The sequence below is a fragment of the Alteromonas australica genome (assembly GCF_000730385.1).
GTDB classification, from domain to species: domain Bacteria; phylum Pseudomonadota; class Gammaproteobacteria; order Enterobacterales; family Alteromonadaceae; genus Alteromonas; species Alteromonas australica.
In genome coordinates, this window is the sequence record NZ_CP008849.1 from 2238890 (window position 1) to 2258034 (window position 19145).

The 19145-nt window shown below is 43.3% G+C and carries 17 protein-coding genes; 12 read left to right on the plus strand and 5 right to left on the minus strand.

Translation table 11 applies throughout. The features are described from left to right. Positions 1–50 precede the first annotated feature (50 nt). The 5 genes from rlmKL (at position 51) to rmf (ending at position 6550) form a co-directional block, all read left to right on the plus strand. A complete protein-coding gene (rlmKL, locus tag EP13_RS09810; protein ID WP_044057137.1) occupies positions 51–2147 on the plus strand; it encodes a bifunctional 23S rRNA (guanine(2069)-N(7))-methyltransferase RlmK/23S rRNA (guanine(2445)-N(2))-methyltransferase RlmL in 2097 nt (698 codons plus the stop codon). Next, positions 2144–2377, plus strand: a complete 234-nt coding sequence (locus tag EP13_RS09815; protein WP_044058886.1) for a glutaredoxin family protein — start codon at positions 2144–2146, stop codon at positions 2375–2377. The genes rlmKL and EP13_RS09815 overlap by 4 nt, the downstream gene beginning before the upstream one ends. Beyond that, entirely contained in the window at positions 2374–4314 is a 1941-nt protein-coding gene (gene uup / locus EP13_RS09820) for an ATP-binding cassette ATPase Uup (protein WP_044057138.1), read from the plus strand. Before EP13_RS09815 ends, uup begins: the two co-directional genes overlap by 4 nt. A gap of 12 nt (positions 4315–4326) precedes the next feature. Beyond that, complete coding sequence (locus EP13_RS09825; protein ID WP_044057139.1) at positions 4327–6081, plus strand: DUF3466 family protein; 1755 nt, start codon at positions 4327–4329, stop codon at positions 6079–6081. A gap of 292 nt (positions 6082–6373) precedes the next feature. Then, on the plus strand, positions 6374–6550 hold the full coding sequence (gene rmf / locus EP13_RS09830) for a ribosome modulation factor (protein ID WP_044057140.1): 177 nt from the start codon (positions 6374–6376) through the stop codon (positions 6548–6550). A 93-nt stretch (positions 6551–6643) separates the two neighbouring features. Here rmf and fabA read toward each other — a convergent pair whose 3' ends face one another. Next, complete coding sequence (gene fabA / locus EP13_RS09835; RefSeq protein ID WP_044057141.1) at positions 6644–7162, minus strand: 3-hydroxyacyl-[acyl-carrier-protein] dehydratase FabA; 519 nt, start codon at positions 7160–7162, stop codon at positions 6644–6646. Positions 7163–7292: 130 nt separating this feature from the next. Here fabA and EP13_RS09840 point away from each other — a divergent pair, with 130 nt between their 5' ends. Beyond that, positions 7293–7568 carry a hypothetical protein gene (locus EP13_RS09840; protein ID WP_044057142.1) on the plus strand — a complete coding sequence of 92 codons (276 nt, stop codon included), beginning with the start codon at positions 7293–7295 and terminating at the stop codon, positions 7566–7568. Positions 7569–7631: 63 nt separating this feature from the next. Here the strand turns inward: EP13_RS09840 and EP13_RS09845 are convergent, their stop codons facing one another. Next, positions 7632–9164, minus strand: a complete 1533-nt coding sequence (locus EP13_RS09845; protein ID WP_044057143.1) for a cryptochrome/deoxyribodipyrimidine photo-lyase family protein — start codon at positions 9162–9164, stop codon at positions 7632–7634. Beyond that, the gene (locus EP13_RS09850; RefSeq protein WP_044058887.1) at positions 9152–10480 is read right to left on the minus strand and encodes a DASH family cryptochrome; all 1329 of its coding nucleotides are present in this window, start codon (positions 10478–10480) and stop codon (positions 9152–9154) included. The genes EP13_RS09845 and EP13_RS09850 overlap by 13 nt, the downstream gene beginning before the upstream one ends. Positions 10481–10603: 123 nt before the next feature. Between EP13_RS09850 and EP13_RS09855 the strand changes: the two genes are divergently transcribed. From EP13_RS09855 to EP13_RS09875, 6 genes are all read left to right on the plus strand, one after another. Further along, positions 10604–12028: a cryptochrome/photolyase family protein gene (locus EP13_RS09855; protein ID WP_044057144.1), complete on the plus strand. Its 1425-nt coding sequence runs from the start codon at positions 10604–10606 to the stop codon at positions 12026–12028. Positions 12029–12032: 4 nt separating this feature from the next. Then, a complete protein-coding gene (locus EP13_RS09860; RefSeq protein ID WP_044057145.1) occupies positions 12033–13571 on the plus strand; it encodes a cryptochrome/photolyase family protein in 1539 nt (512 codons plus the stop codon). Beyond that, positions 13558–13698, plus strand: a complete 141-nt coding sequence (locus EP13_RS19100) for a DUF2256 domain-containing protein (RefSeq protein ID WP_081869487.1) — start codon at positions 13558–13560, stop codon at positions 13696–13698. The genes EP13_RS09860 and EP13_RS19100 overlap by 14 nt, the downstream gene beginning before the upstream one ends. 43 nt (positions 13699–13741) lie before the next feature. Then, complete coding sequence (locus EP13_RS09865; protein WP_044057146.1) at positions 13742–15085, plus strand: DUF2254 domain-containing protein; 1344 nt, start codon at positions 13742–13744, stop codon at positions 15083–15085. 1458 nt (positions 15086–16543) lie between these two features. Beyond that, positions 16544–17641, plus strand: a complete 1098-nt coding sequence (locus tag EP13_RS09870; RefSeq protein WP_044057147.1) for a tyrosine-type recombinase/integrase — start codon at positions 16544–16546, stop codon at positions 17639–17641. 142 nt (positions 17642–17783) lie between these two features. Further along, a complete protein-coding gene (locus tag EP13_RS09875) occupies positions 17784–18152 on the plus strand; it encodes a hypothetical protein (RefSeq protein WP_044057148.1) in 369 nt (122 codons plus the stop codon). Positions 18153–18205: 53 nt separating this feature from the next. On the opposite strand, the gene EP13_RS09880 is transcribed toward EP13_RS09875, so the two are convergent. Together EP13_RS09880 and EP13_RS09885 are read right to left on the minus strand one after the other, a co-directional pair. Further along, positions 18206–18562 (minus strand): diacylglycerol kinase, encoded by a 357-nt coding sequence (locus EP13_RS09880; RefSeq protein ID WP_044057149.1) that lies wholly within the window; start codon positions 18560–18562, stop codon positions 18206–18208. Positions 18563–18667: 105 nt separating this feature from the next. After that, on the minus strand, positions 18668–19093 hold the full coding sequence (locus tag EP13_RS09885) for a universal stress protein (protein WP_044057150.1): 426 nt from the start codon (positions 19091–19093) through the stop codon (positions 18668–18670). Positions 19094–19145: the final 52 nt, after the last annotated feature.

A 19145-nucleotide genomic window follows, 5' to 3' on the forward strand; every position in this document is an offset into this window, starting at 1 on the left:
AAATTGACAAAATCGCGCACACCATGGTGTGCGCTCTATCAGGTAATTGAATGAATACTATTCTGGTAACAACCAGTCGCGGATTAGATGAACTTCTTAAACAAGAAATTCTGACCTTGTGTCCTGATGCGCAAATTAAACAAGCGCCAGGCATGATGCAGTTTGAAGGCAGCAAAGAAGACGCTTATCGGCTTTGTCTGTGGTCTCGGCTAGCCAACCGAGTCATTTGGGTACTCGCTACCGGTAAAGCCAATGATGCCGATGCCCTTTATGACACGGCCATGTCGGTGGACTGGCAGTTACACATGGCATCATCCCATACCTTATCTGTACAATTTATTGGTACCAACTTTGCCATAAAAAATACCCAGTTTGGCGCAGTTAAAATAAAAGACGCCATTGTGGATCAATTTGTAGAGCAAGGGTTGGCGCGACCTTCTGTCGAACGTAAATTACCAGATTTCCCTGTTTATGCGCGGCTGCAAAGGGATAACGTTATTATTGGTCTAGACATGGCAGGAGCCAGTCTCCACCAACGCGCCTACCGCCAACAAACCGGTGATGCGCCCCTAAAAGAACATATTGCCTGCGCGATGCTTATGCGTAGTGGCTGGACGGAAAATACCGAAGCCCCACTTACGGATATCATGTGCGGATCAGGCACTATAGCCATCGAAGCCGCCTATATTGCCCGCAATATTGCACCAGGTATGAAACGACAGTTTTGGGGTTTTAACAAATGGCTAGGACACGAAGCCGCCATTTGGGATGCCTTAGTTGAAAGTGCCCTTGCTTCACAAAAGCCCGCCGCAACCGGCATTTACGCAGCGGACTCCAGCCGTAAAATGGTAAGTATTGCAAAAGCTAACGCTGACTTTGCCGGCGTGTTTAGCGATATTTCCTTTAGTGTACAAGATGCAACAAAATCTTCTCCGCCCACGGCCGTTCCGGGGTTTGTAGTGTCAAACCCGCCGTACGGTGAACGATTAGGTGAATTAACCTCACTTATTCCACTTTTCAATGACTGGGGCAAACGCTTCAAAGAAGCATGGAAAGGCTGGCATGTTACCTTGCTGAGTAGTAACCGCGATTTATTACGCGTACTTAAACTTCGCGCCTCGAAAGACTATGCCATGAATAATGGAAAGCTTGAGTGTCGACTTGTTAATTATGCATTGAACGAAGAAAACGTGGTGCAGTTTAATGAGGATGCGGGTGATCATGAGTTTGCCAATAGACTCAAGAAAAACCTGAAACGATTGAAAAGCTGGATTAAAAAGACCGATACCAATTGTTACCGAATTTACGATGCAGATTTACCTGACTATAACGTGGCCATTGATCGATACGATGATTGGCTTGTGGTGCAAGAGTATGCGCCACCTAAAACCGTGTCAGAAGACAAAGCCCGTAAACGTTTGCAAGAAGTGTTGTTGTATTTGCCAACCGTTACTGGTGTTTCGCCAAAACAGATTGCATTAAAAGTACGCAGCCAACAAAAAGGTACAAAGCAGTACGAGAAATTCAATCAAACTGGCGAAATGATGACGGTGCACGAAAACGGCGCTCAGTTTCTTGTCAACCTAACCGATTATCTCGATACGGGTTTATTCTTAGATCATAGAAATACCCGCCAAAAAGTGATGCAACTCGCGAAGGGAAAAGATGTTTTGAACCTCTTTTCCTACACAGGCAGTGTGTCGGTATTTGCCGCTAAGGGCGGGGCGAAATCGGTGACCACCGTAGATATGTCTAAAACCTATTTAGACTGGGCAAAAAAGAATGTCGCATTAAACAAACTGCAAGGCCCTCACGCGTTTATTCAAGCGGATTGCACCACCTGGTTAAGCGACCATAAAGGAAAGTACGACTTAATCTTTATTGATCCACCGTCGTTTTCTAATTCAAAGCGAATGCAAAGCACATGGGATGTACAACGAGATCACATTATGATGCTTACCCATGCGCACAAATGCCTAAATGAAAAAGGCACGATTATCTTTTCTAATAATAAACGTGGTTTTAAACTGGATAGCGCAGCCCTTGAAACTCTAGGTTTCCAAATAGAAAATATTACCAAGGAAACCATTCCAGAGGACTTTGCCCGCAAAGGAAACATCCACCAATGTTGGGTTTTAACGTTATGAAAATAGTGTTTTACACTGGCCCGCAGTGCAGTTTGTGTGATTTAGCGGAATTAGAGTTAAGCAAAACCGCGATGTATTCCGCGTTAGACATTGAAAAAGTCAATATTCGCAACGATGCCAACTTATATCATTTGTACGGCGCACGCATTCCCGTACTAAAACGTGCAGACAATAACCGTGAGATAGGTTGGCCATTTGACAGTAGTACCTTGGAGATATTTTTACAGTGAGTATTTTGCAGTTAAAAAACATCACTGTTATTTACGGTAATCCCCCTTTGCTTGATGGTGTAGAACTGCTGGTTCAGCCAAAAGAACGGGTATGTTTAGTGGGCCGAAACGGCAGCGGCAAATCCACCCTAATGAAAGTGATAGCGGGTGATATTATTGCTGACGACGGCCAGCGTATCATCGAAAATAACACTATTATTGCGCGGCTTGAACAAGATCCGCCTCAAACAACCGATGTAACCTTGTTTGACTATGTGGCTGAGGGGCTCGCAGATATTGGGGAAACATTAAAAGCTTATTTCCATCAAACTCGGTTAGTCGCCGAAGATCCGAGTGAAGTGAACCTGAATAAACTTCAGTCGCTACAAGAGATATTAGAAGCGCGCGATGCGTGGCAGTTTGAACAGCAAATTGAACAAACCCTGACCATGCTAAAACTCGAGCCAGAGATATCATTATCCACCTTATCTGGCGGATGGCGCAGAAAAGCGGCTTTAGCCCGCGCGTTAGTTCGCCAACCCGATTTGTTGTTACTGGACGAACCAACTAACCACCTTGATATAGAAATGATTCGCTGGCTTGAATCGAGTTTGTCTAACTACAATGGCGCCATTGTTTTTGTTAGCCATGACCGCGCGTTTATTCGCAGTATGGCTACCCGTATCGTAGATTTAGACAGAGGGACAATCACCAGTTATCCCGGCAACTACGAAACTTATTTAGAGAAGAAGCAACACGACCTGGAAGTCGAAGCGGCACAAAATGCGGAATTCGATAAAAAGCTAGCCCAAGAAGAAGTGTGGATTCGTCAAGGTATAAAAGCCCGACGCACCCGCAATGAAGGGCGTGTTCGTGCACTTAAAAAGTTACGCGAGGAGCGTCATGCCCGACGCGCTGTACAAGGGAATGCCGTGGTGGGCCAACATCAGGGCGCACGCTCAGGCAAAATGGTATTTGAAGTCAAAGATCTTGCGTACAGTATTGGCGGAAAAACCATTGTCAAACGGCTTTCGCTCAACGTAATGAGAGGCGACAAACTCGCGCTTATCGGCCCTAATGGTTGCGGTAAAAGTACCCTGATTAAACTTCTTCTTGGTGAGCTACAGCCTAATAACGGAATAGCGAAACAAGGCACTAACCTTGAAGTGGCTTACTTTGACCAGCATAGACACGGGCTGGATTTAGAAAAAACCGTCATTGATGCGGTAGGTGATGGCAAGCGTGATCTTATGGTGAATGGTCATCCACGTCACGTCATCAGCTATCTCCAAGACTATCTGTTCACGCCTGAACGCGTAAACGCACCGGTTAAATCACTGTCTGGTGGTGAAAAAAACCGCCTTATGCTTGCCAAACTCATGCTTAAACCTAGCAATGTTCTTGTTCTCGATGAACCCACCAACGACCTTGATGTAGAAACGTTGGAAATGCTGGAAACCTTATTGAATGAGTATCAAGGTACTGTGTTATTGGTAAGCCACGATAGAGAATTCGTGGACAACGTGGCTAACAGCTGTGTGGTATTTGAAGGAGAAGGGGAGTTAAGAGAGTTCATTGGTGGCTTTACGGATGTTGAGAATTGGTACAAAGAAAGAGACGCTCAACGTCAGGCTGTGACGAAAGAAGAAAAAGCTAAAGTAAAGAATGAAACTAAATCAACAAGTGATAGTCCTAGCCATAAGTCTTCTCCCCGTAAGACGAAAAAGTTATCATACAAAGACCAACGTGAACTAGAAACACTGCCCGCTGACATAGAACAGTTGGAAAGTGACGTTGAAGCGTTACAATTGCAAGTGAATGACCCTGAATTTTTTAGACAGGACAATGACACCACTGCAGAAACATTATCGCGCTTAGCAGATAAAGAAAACGCCCTAGCCCTTAAGTATTCGCGCTGGGATGAATTAGAAAGTATGCTGGAAGATAATCAGCAGTAAATAGGATTTTAGATGAAACGAACTCAGCTTGCCGCCGCCGTTCTGTTGGCAACAGGAAGTGTTTCGGCCGTAGCCGCAACCTATTCAGTGACGCCTCTTCCTTTAGAGGACAAAAGTAGAAATTACTTTGCCACCTCAATTGATAACGCTGGCAAGATGCTAGCCACGGTAGAATCGGAGTACAACCCACCGGTAGATGTGGAACAATTAGAAGACGATACCACCTTCTTCGACCTCTACGGCGGCTCGTTAGAAAATGAAGACGATGCACGTCAAGGTGTATTCACTGACGCTGACTATACGTTTATTGTAAGCTACCTCATTAGCAACCAAAGCGCCTCTGTAGGGCAAAAGCTAACGAGCTATCGTACCTATATGACTGACACCAACGACTTTGATTTGGTGCCAGGGCTGGACGAAGTCACCGACAAGTTTGACGATTACACGCAGTCGGTTGAAGCCATTGGTCAAGATAGCTTAAACGGTAACTTCATCGTTGGCGACTCAACAGGTCTGGTTATTTTAGATGAATACGAAGATGAAGATGGCAATACCATCAACTACACGTATCCTGAATCAACACAGCAAGCCTTCGTACAATCCTCTAATAACACCAGTATTTTAACGCCCGTTGATGACACGCTAGGTGGTTTTGCTTCTGCCCGTGCCATTAACAGTAACCTGCAAGTGGCTGGGTTTAGTACGGTGAGCTTTCTAGATACGGTGGATGATGCCATCGAAATCTGTGAAGACGATGAATTGCGTGGCGATATCCCCGAAGGGCGCTGTTACTACAACATCTACGCTGGCGACTTTAACGTGCCACGTATTTCAAGTTACTTCGTTACCAATTCAACTAGCTTTATGTCGAGCTTTATCCTTGCCTCAGAAGTGAATGCTACGATTTGGCAAATTGACGTTAATGGCGACATCATTAGTACGGATACCTTCCCGTTATTGTTCGACCCTGATGAAGACAGCACAACCCATTATTTTACCTATGCTTATGATATTAATAACCAAGGCATTGCTGTGGGTGAGGGTTTAACCGGCGACACGGTTACCATTACTCGCCCTAACTCTTCGGGGTTAACGGAGAGCGAACGCGTTGCCACCGTATTTCGTGATGGTGAAACGGTGGAATTACTACCACGGGAAGAAAACTTGCTTAGCCAAGCGATTGCCATTAACGACAATAATTGGGTAACAGGTGCGGTTTTACGTGCGTCCAGCGATATTGCTCGTGCGCGATTATTTGCTTACAACCTAGACACCACAGAACAAGTTTACCCCGATGGCTTTTTCACGACGTCTGCGGTTATTGCCAATGCGATTAACAACAACAATATCATTGTAGGTAAAGCTGATATTGAAGCAACGTCAGATACATTGCGCGAAACACATGCGTTCATGTACGACATTGAGACCGAAGAATTTACTGACCTTAACGATCTCATTTCTTGTGATAGCGACTATGAGCTAGTAGAAGCGTTGGATATCAATGATGACGACGAAATTATTGCTAACGCGAGGATCAAGAAAGCAAGCACCTATATTACAGGGGTTGAAATTATCAACTCTGAAGGTGAGACGGTAGAAGTGGATTCAATTGTCGCAGTAAAACTAACCCCCTCGACAGGCACCATTGAAGACTGTGATGTGGAAGAAGAGGATGAGCCTTATGAACGCTCAGGGGCAAGTTCCTCTCAGTTAGGGTTATTACTACTTGCTGGTATGGCCTTCATCCGCCGACGCTGGTTCAAGTAAAAGGGTTAAGAAACCTGTTTTGAAGCCGCTCTTTCTAGAGCGGCTTTTTTATTACTTATGCATTTAAAAAATGAAATATTTATGCATAAAAAGTGTAACAACAAAATCCTTAAATCTTCATCATCTTATGGTTTGTCAAGCCATTTAACTTGTAATTTATCTTGAACCATTTGGTCAATTGCACTATCACAGTAGTGTGCACTAAAAAATTTTCCGGCACTATCGACAAAATAGATGTAGAGCGCCTAGGAAAAGTTTTGTTGCACATCCAACAAAGACAAGAGGCTAATCAATGAAAAGACAAAAAAGAGACAAACTGACACGCGCCCATTCAAAAGGGTATCAGGCAGGAATTAGCGGTCGTTCTAAGGACATATGTCCTTTTCAACAGAACGATGCGCGCTCTCAATGGTTAGGAGGCTGGCGTGAGGCAGTAGAGGATAGGCACATAGGACTGAGCGTCAAGTAACGCCTTCTCTTTTAATGATTATGCATGTAAAAGCCCCTAGCGGGGCTTTTTTCATTATAGGGGCAACAACGTGTGCGCCCTTAGCGAAACTGGCTAAAAGTTTGAGGTATCTTGGAACAAACCGACTTTTAAATCTTTCGCTACGTAGATTTCTCTACCGTCAACTTCAACCACACCATCAGCCATGCCCATAAACAGCTTGCGCTTAATGACACGTTTCATGGTGATTTTGTAAGTCACTTTTTTCGCTGTTGGTAAAATTTGGCCGGTAAATTTCACTTCACCCACACCAAGCGCTCGCCCTTTACCTGGACCGCCGCTCCAACCTAAGAAAAAGCCAACTAATTGCCACATGGCGTCTAAGCCCAAGCAGCCTGGCATGACGGGATCACCAGGGAAGTGGCAATCGAAGAACCAAAGGTCTGGTGAAATATCCAATTCGGCGATAATTTCACCCTTACCGTGCTCACCGCCGTCTTCTGTTATAGACACAATACGATCCATCATTAGCATATTTGGCGCAGGTAACTGACTGTTTCCCGGGCCAAACATTTCACCGCGGCTGCAGGCTAAAAGGTCGTCTCTATTAAAACTGTTTTTCTGTTCTGACATTCCCAACTCGTTGTTTTAAAAATTACGATGCTAATTTAGCGAACACTTGTAAGCCAAACAACTCTGAACAGTCATTTTTCTTCACAAAAACGCATGGTAAACTCGAATATCTAACGAGCTTGTGATTACTATGACAGAAAAAACCAAAAAAAGTACAGTAAAAGACAAAGCAAAAGCGAACGCTGATAAGCAACGTCGCTTTCGTGAACGCCAACGAGAAGCAGGTAAAAAACTGGTTCGCGGTTATGTCTCGCCAGAAGCAAAGCTTTGCTACGATGAAATTCGCGAAAAAACCGGATGGAGTGACAGTGAAGCAGTGTCTAATTCAGTAAGGCTAATGTATGCCGCGTACAAGTGTGGCCAAATTAAATTGTTAAATGAGTGGTTAAGAAAAAATAACCGCTAGCCCTCATGATGTCATGAATAGTGAAACTCATGGCACAGCGTAACAGTGCACCGAGCGTAATGATCATTTCGTTTTGCGCATCTGTTGACTTACCCATTGTCGAGACGGGCTATGGCTTAATGTATGACGCCTAACAATACGTTGCGCTTCTTGTAAGACATCGTCTCGTTCTCGGTACTGCCATAAACGGTCAGCCGTTAACTTTGAGTGATAAGAAATGTCGAGAATGGGCGGTAGATAATCACGAACAAGGTCAAAATCTAGCATCACACACTCTAACGGACCTAACATCCAAGGAGCATGACAGGCGTCGGAAGGCAACAGAGAAAGCTCTGGCACCCATCGCTTAATAAACTCTCCATTAGGGTCTAGCCGTTGAGATTGCGTATGAGGATTATACAGGCGAACAGTGTGGACGCCTGTTACGCTAGCCTGCATCTGAATTTGTGGATAATGAATGCCTGGTTCAAAGTCTAAAAACTGGCTCGCTAAATAGTGAGCAGCCTTTAGCCAATGCACATTTAAGTGATGGCATAAAAAGCTGGTAACCATGGCACGCATTCTAAAATTCAAATAGCCCGTGGCTTTCAACGCCCGCATGCAGGCATCGACCAACGGATAGCCTGTGCGTCCGTTTTTCCAAAGGTAAAAGCGCCGCTCTGCCTCTGGGCCATCAATGTATGGAAATTGGTTGTATGCCTTGTTAATAGGCCGACACTCCATGTCGTGTTCACTTTCAAATTTTTGAATAAAATGGCAATGCCAGTGTAACCGCGAGAGCAGGGCGTTAATGGCGCTTCGCCACGATTTCGTCGTGTGTTCTTTCGCTGCCTTCTGGTGTACAACAAACTGGTAAACCTGCTTAATCGATAGATTTCCCCACGCGATGTAGGGGCTTAATCGTGTGCAGGACGTGCGCGAAGCTAGCGGTGCAGAAATATCGCGGTGGTACCGTTCGCCTCTACCTTTAAAGAAATGATGCATGACGTGCCAACCGCGAGGTTCCCCCCCGGGTTGCATTAGAGCATGTTGTACTAGCGAGGGTTGATACACACGGGTTTTCATCACTGGAAGATGCTGCCAAGGGAACCAATTAGCTTGGGATAAATCAGGGTCTAGAGTAGGGGCATGCATGGTCAATTCCCAATGACTTTGCCACGCTTTTCTGTTCGGCAATCCTCTGATAACCGCGCCGCTTTTGGCTTCATGCCATGTCACTTGATTCCGGGTACACCACTCGGCCACTGCCAAATCTCGGTTATGCGTAACCGAAACGCCGATTTCTTGGTGACTTCTGATACGCGTAACCCCAACATGTTGGCTAAGAAAGTCCAATGCCGCCAACATTTCCATATGAAGCTGCAATACGCTTATTGAAGCCGGCACTTGCGCGTTTATGGCCTCTAAACTCTGGTGTACAAACTGCCAGTGCCGATCAGACATATGCGGGTCGCTAATGAGGCTAGGCTCCCAACAGTAAAACAAAATAATAGCTTCGTTATTTTGTATCGCCCGATAAAGAGGTTCGTGATCTCGTAGTCGTAAATCACGCTTTAACCAAATTAACGTGACCTCTGAGGTATCTATGACAGCCACTTATTGCAAAATTCTCCCTTGGGGTCGTAGGCTTCTGTCTGTTTAAGCAAGTTAAATTGCCTATGGCCTCTTGGATCACTCCCGACGCCAGCGAGATAAAGCCAGTTCCCCCAATTACTCCCTACATCAAAATCAATTAATTTGTGCTCGAACCAAGCTGCGCCATACCGCCAGTCTTGGCGCAGCTCATGCACAAAACAACTGGCGACGATTTGCCTGCCTCGATTAGATAAAAAACCGGTTTTTGCCAGTTGCCGCATACAAGCATCAACGATGGGGTAACCCGTAGTGCCATTGCACCATGATAAGAATGCCTGAGGGTCGTGGCTGGTATTTGGCTGCTTTCCATGAATGCCTGAATAGGCAAACCACTTACTTCCATGTTTTTGTTGTAACCAGAAAAAGAATTCTCGCCAAAGTAATTCAAAATAAATCCAATAAGTAGAGTCGTTTTTAACGTGCTTTTCTTCAAACGCAAACAGTTGTCTCATCACCGTCTTAGGTGATAAGGCACCAATGGCTAACCAAGGAGATAACTTGGTACTGTCTCGCCAATTATCGAGGCTGTTTCGGGTTTCTTTGTAAGTTGAAGCACCTTTCCAATCAAAGAGATAGCGATGTAAATGCGCAAGGGCGGCACGCTCTCCTCCTGTAAAAGTTTCAGTGCATTCGTCATCAAGTTGTGGTGGCGCACTCAACGTCATCGTACGGGATTTATTCATGCGAGGTGTGAAAGACAATGGCCAATGGGTAACATCATCTGACGCTGGAATATTCACGCCGTGTTTTTCAATTTTGCGGCGAAATGGCGAAAACACATCGGGAGTGTCGTTCACATCAAATGGCAGTGTGGCGGGACTGTACAAAGAACACGTATTGCCAGTGACCATGGTTACCGCTGGGAAATATTGCTGAATAACGTCGACTTCTTTAACCTCATTAAAGCCACCGTAATGACTAACACCTAGATGACTAAAGCTATTTTCAGTCAATAATTCAACAAGCACTTCGGCCACATTACCCGTGATAACAACCAATTCATGCCCTACACTGGTTAATGCGTTATGTAAGTCTGAAAGCGATTCCATTAAAAATTGATATCTGTGTTCGCCCATTGACTGAACGCCATAAGCATTTGGACAAAACCAGCTTTCATCGAGAATATACACAAGGGTCATTTCGTCAACTAAGCGAGTCATTGCCGCTAGTGCAGCATGGTCATGTAAGCGAAGGTCGTATCTGAACCAAAATAGACCACGAGTCTGTCGAAGGTGTGATTCGGCGGTGTTCGCAGGCTGAGTATTTATATTATCCATAATAATCACAGGTTTATTTTTAACTACAGGATCTTTACGCCCCATTAAAACGTAGAAGACAGGTTGTTGATTAAAACACTACGAACTAAACCTTAATAAAGACTCATTAAAAAAGGAAAAATTGTGACGGTTCCAGTAAGCATCATGTGGTTTAGGCAGGATTTGCGAGTGAAAGATAACCCCGCTTTGAATGCTGCTTGCGCGTCGGGAAACATTATTCCCATTTATATTTACGACACGAAAACGCCAGACGGACGAGAGCCTGGAGGGGCCAGTAAGTGGTGGTTGCATCACTCGCTCAGCAGTCTGAATAAAAGACTAAACGGCCACTTGCAAATTTTTAAAGGCGATGCTGAAACGATAGTCTTATCCTTGATGGAAACCTTCGATGTTAAACACATATACTGGAACCGTTGCTATGAACCTTGGCAAATAAATCGCGATAAGGCCATAAAGAAAAAACTCATTGAAAAGGGGGCTCAACCTCAGAGTTTTAACGGTGCCTTGTTGTGGGAGCCTATGAAGGTGCTTAAGAAAGATAAGACGCCATACCGAGTATTTACGCCTTATTATCGAAAAGGCTGCTTAAATGTAGAGCCACCACGCTACCCAGAATCAACGCCTTCGCGTATCACTTATGCTGATGTAAAAAATAAAGGTGATAGTATTGATAGTTTGACACTGCTCCCATCACTGGATTGGGCTTCTAACTTTCCAAACCATTGGCACCCCGGTGAAGAAGGCGCGGCAGACAAGCTTGCTACTTTTATTCAGCAAGGGGCTAGATCGTATAAAGATAAACGGGATATACCGTCTGTCACCGGCACATCTCAACTTTCTCCTCACTTGCACTTTGGAGAAATTTCTCCTAACCAAATTTGGTATGCCATCAAAGACAAGTTTGGTCATTCAGAAGATAAAAGCATAGATACCTATTTGAGTGAATTAGGGTGGCGAGAATTCAGTTACTATTTACTGTTTCATTTCCCCACCTTGCCGAATAAAAACTTTAACGAAAAGTTTGATAAATTTAATTGGCGAAGTGATAACAAAGCATTACGAGCGTGGCAGCAGGGCAACACTGGCATTCCTATTGTAGATGCAGGCATGCGAGAGTTGTGGCAAACCGGCTATATGCACAACCGCGTAAGAATGATCGTGGGCTCGTTCTTGGTAAAAAACCTATTACTGAGTTGGCATGAGGGAGAAAAGTGGTTTTGGGACTGCTTGCTTGATGCTGACTTAGCAAGCAACAGTGCAAGTTGGCAATGGGTAGCTGGCACCGGCGCCGATGCGGCACCGTACTTCCGAATATTCAACCCCATACTGCAAGGGGAAAAGTTTGATAAGCAAGGTAAGTACGTACGAAAATATTGCCCTGAGCTTAAAGACCTACCCGATAAATACATTCATAAACCATGGGAAACGCCACCCATTATTGCCAAAGAAGCAAACCTTGAACTAGGTACCCATTACCCCAAACCCATTGTCGATTTAAAAGCATCCCGCGAACGTGCTTTAGATGCGTTTCAACAATTAAAGGGGTAGGTGAATGGCAACCCTTATTCTTGTGCTTGGAGACCAACTCACGCCAAGTCTACCGGTACTCAGTCAGGCGGATAAAGCGAACGATCGCGTTTTGCTTGCAGAAGTGAAAGAAGAGGCTACTTATGTAAAACATCATAAAAAGAAAATCGCTTTTTTATTTAGTGCGATGCGTCATTTTGCAAAGCAGTTAACAGAACACGGCTTTGGGGTAACCTATATAAAATATGACTCAGCAGAAAACAAAGGCAGTTTACTTGAACAAATAAAACATACCTTAGCGAAGGGTAGCTTCGACCACGTGAAAGTTACCATGCCCGGCGAATACCGCTTATACAAAAGCATGCAGCAATGGCAACAGGTATTAAATGTACCTGTTACCATAGATGATGACCCACGTTTTTTGGCCACCATTGACGAATTTAAACAGTGGGCCGACGGTCGTAAGCAGTATCGTATGGAATTTTTTTACCGGGAAATGCGCAGAAAACATGGGATTTTAATGGAAGGCAAAAACCCCGTAGGTGGGAAGTGGAATTATGACGCTCAAAATAGAGAACCCATGAGCGCAACAGAACAGGTTCCCCTGCATTCAAAATTTGCCCCCGATATTGTTACACAAGAAGTAATATCACTGGTTGAAGATAATTTTTATGACCATTTTGGCGACCTAACACCCTTTCATTATGCGGTCACCCGCACACAAGCCCTTCAAGTCTTAAACACCTTTATTGACGAAAGGTTACCTCAATTTGGGCAGTATCAAGACGCCATGATTGAAGGTAAACCTTGGCTATACCATTCACACATAGCGCTTTACCTAAATTGCGGGCTATTAACCCCGTTAGAATGTATAAGCGCAGCAGAACAAGCGTATTACGCAGGCACCGCGCCGCTGAACTCTGTAGAAGGGTTTATTCGACAAATTCTTGGTTGGCGAGAATTCGTGAGAGGTTTCTATTGGTATTTCATGCCGGGACTAAAGACAGGTAACTACTTTAACCACACCCGTAGTCTTCCCGCATTCTTCTGGGATACACAAACCAACATGAACTGTATGCGCCAGTGCATTAAAGAAACCAAAGCCAATGCATACGCACATCACATTCAACGCTTAATGGTTATTGGTAATTTTTGTTTGCTTGCAGGGTTAAGCCCCAACGACGTTCAGCAGTGGTACCTTTTAGTGTATGCCGATGCCTACGAGTGGGTAGAGCTTCCCAACGTCGCGGGAATGATCTTGTACAGTGATGGAGGCCACTTAGCCAGTAAACCCTATGTTGCTAGCGGCAGTTACATCAACAAGATGTCTAACTACTGCAAAAATTGCGGTTATCACGTCTCTAAAAAAACCGGCGAAAAAGCATGCCCATTTAATTACTTATACTGGAATTTCATTAGCCAACAAAAAGAAAAGCTAAAGGGGAACCCACGTATGGCAATGATATATAAAACCTATGAGCGTATGAAAGACGACAATATTGATGCAATGAAAGCACACGCCAATGCCTTTATCAATAAACTAGAGAATAATGAAGAAGTCTGAACTACCCGAAAAAATGTGTCCAGTGTGCCTGCGACCTTTTGTTTGGCGTAAGAAATGGGAGAAAAATTGGGCTCAGGTAAAATACTGTTCTAAACGATGTTCGGGTAATAGCCGTAGAAACAAATAACGCCCACAACGCGAAATACCGTTGTCATATAAAGGAAGTCACCATGGATGCACCCATATCAGTAGATAAATTTCGCTTTCTTGTATATCGCTTTAAAGAGCGTTTGTGGGTAAAGCCCTTAACCTTTTGCGTATTGTCCATCGCGGCCGTATTTACAGCGAAAATTGCAGATGGACTCCCCATTGCCGAACATTTACCAGTTATAGATCAAGCGTCGGTGGAAGCCTTGCTGTCAATAATGGCCTCAAGCATGTTGGTCATTGCCACTTTTTCTGCAGGCACTATGGTGAACGCGTATGCCTCGGCTAGTCGCTCATCAACACCGCGATCTGTCAGCTTACTGATTGCTGATGATGTATCACAAAACGCATTATCTACGTTTGTAGGCGCATTTATATTCAGCGTGGTGGCACTAACTACGGCAAAAAACGCCTTTTTTGCTGATGCTGGCGTGTTTCTACTGTTTGTTCTTACAGGTATTGTCTTTGCCGTGGTTATACTCACGTTTATCCGCTGGGTAGACAGCGTTGCTAGGCTAGGGCGTGTAGGGTCAACCGTGAAGAAGGTAGAAGATGCTGCTAGCAAAGCCATACACCATCGTATTAACAACCCAAGGTTAGCGGGCACCATCCCCCCCAACATAAACGCGTTAGTAGAGCAGGGGGCACAACCCATTTTTACTGACGAAATAGGGTACGTACAACTTGTCGATATTCCCAAAGCCCATACCTGGGCCAGTAACAACAATGCGCGGGTGCACATTCAAGTATTACCCGGAGATTTTGTTACCCCTGATAAACCTCTTGCGTATATAGAATCGAACGCCGCTACTGGCCAGCAACTGAAGCACGGTGCAATCACTGCCTCAAAAGGCACACTAATATCAGCGTTCAATATTGGTGACGAACGTTCATTTGAGGCCGATCCTAGGTTTGGTCTTATTGTATTGGCGGAAATAGGCGCTAGAGCGTTATCGCCGTCAGTTAACGACCCAGGCACCGCCATAAGCATTATTGGCAGCTACACACGCTTGCTGACATATTGGTCACGTAAAGAAAACAACAACGTTAACCACAGCGAAAAGAAAGACTCTCAACACAGTGATAAAAATAAGCAATTAGAAAAGTACACAAATGTTACCGTACCAAAACTTAATACCGCAGATATGTTTAATGACGCCTTTACACCTATAGCGCGGGACGGCGCGAATATGATTGAAGTTTCTGTTCAATTACTCAAATCATTAGAAGCGTTATCTAAATTACCCGATGAAGATGTGAGCGTAAACGCAATCAATACTGCCAAAAGTACCTATAAAAGAAGCCTGAAAAAACTAAGCTTTGAAGATGATATTGCTACGTTAGAAAAACATTATTTCTTAAAATAAAATGCTATCTGTAGGTTTTAAAAAACAGATTGCTAGCTACAAGTGCCCGTTATTATTCAGCCAAATTATGCAGCCAATAGTTAGGAGTAAATCCATTTTTCTTTTCTTTCACTGTTAGTTAGACGTTATGCCATTTCTAATTATGCATTGTGTCTTTGGGCGTTCATTCAAAACGAGCAATGACATCAGTCAATACAACGCTCATTCAAACCATTCAGCTACGTAAAATGTGAGAGGCAATGCCGCCACTTATCACTCAGATTTAAATCTCACGCATATTATGTTAATTAAGCTAACCACATTTTCTGCACGTTTTATTTCATTTGGCTAACACAGCGCGACGCTATGCCAAAAAAGTATGTAAGCCATCACGCACGACAAACCAACTAATAATACTGGCATCAACGCCCCTAAACCTCCATACACTAAATTTCTCATAATGTATATTATGTTAAATAGAGTATAAAAGTATTTAAAAAGGTGTCTAGCCATTAGGTGCTACATTGAGTCTTCTATTATTTAATAATAATAGTAGTTTTACCCTTTCTCTTAATTAAGGTAGGTAAAATACGTTCTGCCGTTGTATGTTAATAACCTAATCATTTAAGACGTAATAAAGCGTTTTAAATACCAATGATGAAATGGCTTACTCATTCAGTTTTAATTGGTTAAAAATATTATTTTTAGCGCTTATGTAATTTACCATTCTCTAGTTTCACCATTTTATTCATTGGATTTTTCATTGGCGATTGCCTAGGTTAAATGTCTATCTCGAATCATCACTCATTGTTAGCTCTAGACGTTACGTGAGGATGCTAGGGTTATTTAATGCGAAATTATATTGTTGCGTCGGCGGTCAAGCAGTAATAACTTAAATTGTATTTATGCATGGCTTATTTTATCAAAATCATAATCACTCACTTTATCTGTAGATTAAAAATTGATATTAGAGATTCAGTATTTTATGGCTCAGGTAAATAACGAAAAAGAAAGATAACGTATGTATTTTTAATTCTTCTTTCTTTAAGCGGATATAAATTGATAAACCTTCCCTTCATAAGCATTTCTATCGTTTTAATTACAAAGGTGGGCTTAATAGCAAGTTGTTCAATCTAATTATCTAGATAGTGATAAATGGGTGATATTGACATTGCTTTAGTGGATGCGGGTTCAACTAACAGCGCTAAGTGGCAAAGATTTTAGTTCGATTAACTGTACGTAATTTAGGCGTCGCTACGTGAAATCTGAGAACAAAGTAAGGCTACCACGTACAAGATTTTACGTAGAAACGCGTATATGACACCTAAATAGTCAGCGTTTGATATTATAGGAAAAGCTATTTATACTGTAAATTCATACAGTTAATTGCGTTCGATGTACTGTTTCATTCATTTTCACGCATGATAACTGTCATTATCATGCGTGAAATTATATACAAATCAATTAGTTAGAATAAAAATGGCGAATATTTCTAGGTTTACATCTACATCAAGAACTCATTCAGCATTGGCAGATACGTCTCAATTTGATGCCTTTGATAACGAAAAAGCAGTTAACGCCTACTTTAAAGATATCTTCACCAAATTACCCAAAAATACGCAGCGCGCATACATTAGCGACTTTAATGAGTTTTCCATATTTTGCAAGCAGCATGCTATCGGCGGCTTCAATCACGATTTCTCACACAATGAGCAATGTATAAAACGGTATGTAGAGACGTTGTGTCAATCTCCCCTCGCCTACAGAACCATCAAGCGTCGCTTGTCTGCACTGAGTAAATTCCTTGGCATTACGAAGTTACCAAATCCAATCATTCATTCCGTCTATTTACGTGACTTTATCCGCCTTTCACTTATCGAGAATCAAAAGTTTCAATACTCGAGTAATCAAGCTGTGCCCTTAACCATCGAGCTGCTCGATACTATCAATAATAAAATAATGCCCGATAGCTTGCTAGAAATGCGTGATTTAGCGTTGGTAAACCTGATGTTCGATGCCTTGTTGCGGGCGGATGAAGTGGTACGTGTTTGTGTACCACATATACAAAGGCGCAATAATGCACTGTTAATTATGTCCTCTAAAGCTGATCAAACGGGGAAAGGAAGTTTTCGCTATATTTCCAACAGCACTATTAATATGATTGATGAATACATTAATGAAGCCAATACGCAATCTGATTCCCTTGAACCTAGACACGCAGATGACCCCAGAAGAATTAATAAGGGGATTCTTTTTAGGCGGGTGAGTAATCACGGGCATGCCCTACTCCCACTTCATGAACACTCAGGCACAAGTTCGTCTGCTCCAGTATTAAACTACTCGTCTATTTATAGAATCTGGAAACGCATTGCGATGCGTGCGGGTATAAACGAAAATATTACTCCTCACAGTGGTCGCGTTGGCGGAGCGGTATCGTTAGCAGAAGAAGGCGCAACCCTGCCTGAACTTCAACTTGCAGGCGGTTGGCAGTCACCCGATATGCCCGGTCACTACACTCAGCAAGCCAATGTAAAGCGTGGTGGAATGGCAAAATTGTCTCAAAAATTCAAACGCTAATCTGTTACTGTTCCCACCTGTACAAACCTAAAAAATCCATTCTCTACATAGCGCCGTACTCATTATATCTCAGCGATATAAGTAGGTATCAGCCTTATCAAGGCCGCTGTACTAGTTAAATGAACATAAACAAGGAGTGGATATGGAAAACGGTGTTAAAGAAACTCACGCAAAACTATTAGGCGAACTGGTGGTTCCCTCTAACTCTTGGTCGTTACATCCAGAGAAAAAACCTGCGTTCAAAAGCAAAGAGCAAGTGGTTGATTATGTCACAGTCAATAGCGAACCCCTTTATATCCATGTTCCGCTATGTGGCAAAGATGCCAGTGAAGACGAATACGTCCGTGTTATTGTGAATTCTAAGGATGAAGATGTGGTATTCAAAATTACCGACAGAGAAAAAGGAGGCGATACGCGAGTGCATGGCTCTCACATTAAGAACCTCAATAGCACAATATTAGAACTCGTGTCTCAGAGTTTGAAAGATGGCCGTCGAGCCAAACCACTGTAGGTTCACAGATCAAGGTAATTTACCTAAATGGCTTAGCTACCTGGGGATCGTCGTTAAAACAGGATGATCCCCCAGGTTGTGGCCGCCATTATCAAACTTATGAATACTGCGGCTGAGCCGATATCTTTGGCTTTTCCAATAAGTTCATGCATGTCTGTGCTGACATGGTCGGCCAATTTTTCAACAGCAGTGTTTAATAATTCGGTAATAAAAACAATAAATAACGAAAAGAGTAGCAGTAAACGTTCTACGTGTTGTATATCTAAATAAAATGCACAAGGTATAAGAACAAGCATGGCAATACATTCTTGTCGTATTGCAGCTTCACTGGCAAAGGCGGCCTTTAAGCCATTTATTGAATAACCTGTAGCAAAAATTAACCGCGAAAGTCCCGTTCGTTTAGGTGGCATAGTAACGTTGAATTAAGAACATGATTAATCACAGTAACCTATAAAAGTTACAGTGTTGTTACGTGCATTTTCTGCGCCCTACTTGCTGCGCTTATTCGCCTTTGCTTATTCTACCTTGACGGCAAGAACGTCCACCTTAACGCCATGTAACACTGCATTCGCGGTGGAGCCTAAAAGGAGTTTCAAACCGCTTTGACCGTGGGTACCAATCACAATGAGATCGGCACTAATTTTATCCGCCAAATGATGAATCTCATCAGCAGGTGCACCTATCTCAACATTGGCATGACTAGTCGGTATATTGTAAACCTCGGCGATTTCTCTTAATTTACTCAGCGCTTGGCTTCTTACTTCATCTGAGAAATCGCGCTCTAGAAACAAACCATAAGGCTCAAGATTGGTCTGCGGATACGCAACATACAACAAATGAATGTCTTGTGGGCTGCTGGCTAGTTTTAAAGCACGCTCGATAATTTGTTCATAGCTGCTAAAGACATCAATAGGAACAAGAATCTTGTTATAGGCTTCCATAATACACCTCTTTCGTGACGTGGTTGTCGGGGATAATTAAAATCGCCGCTAA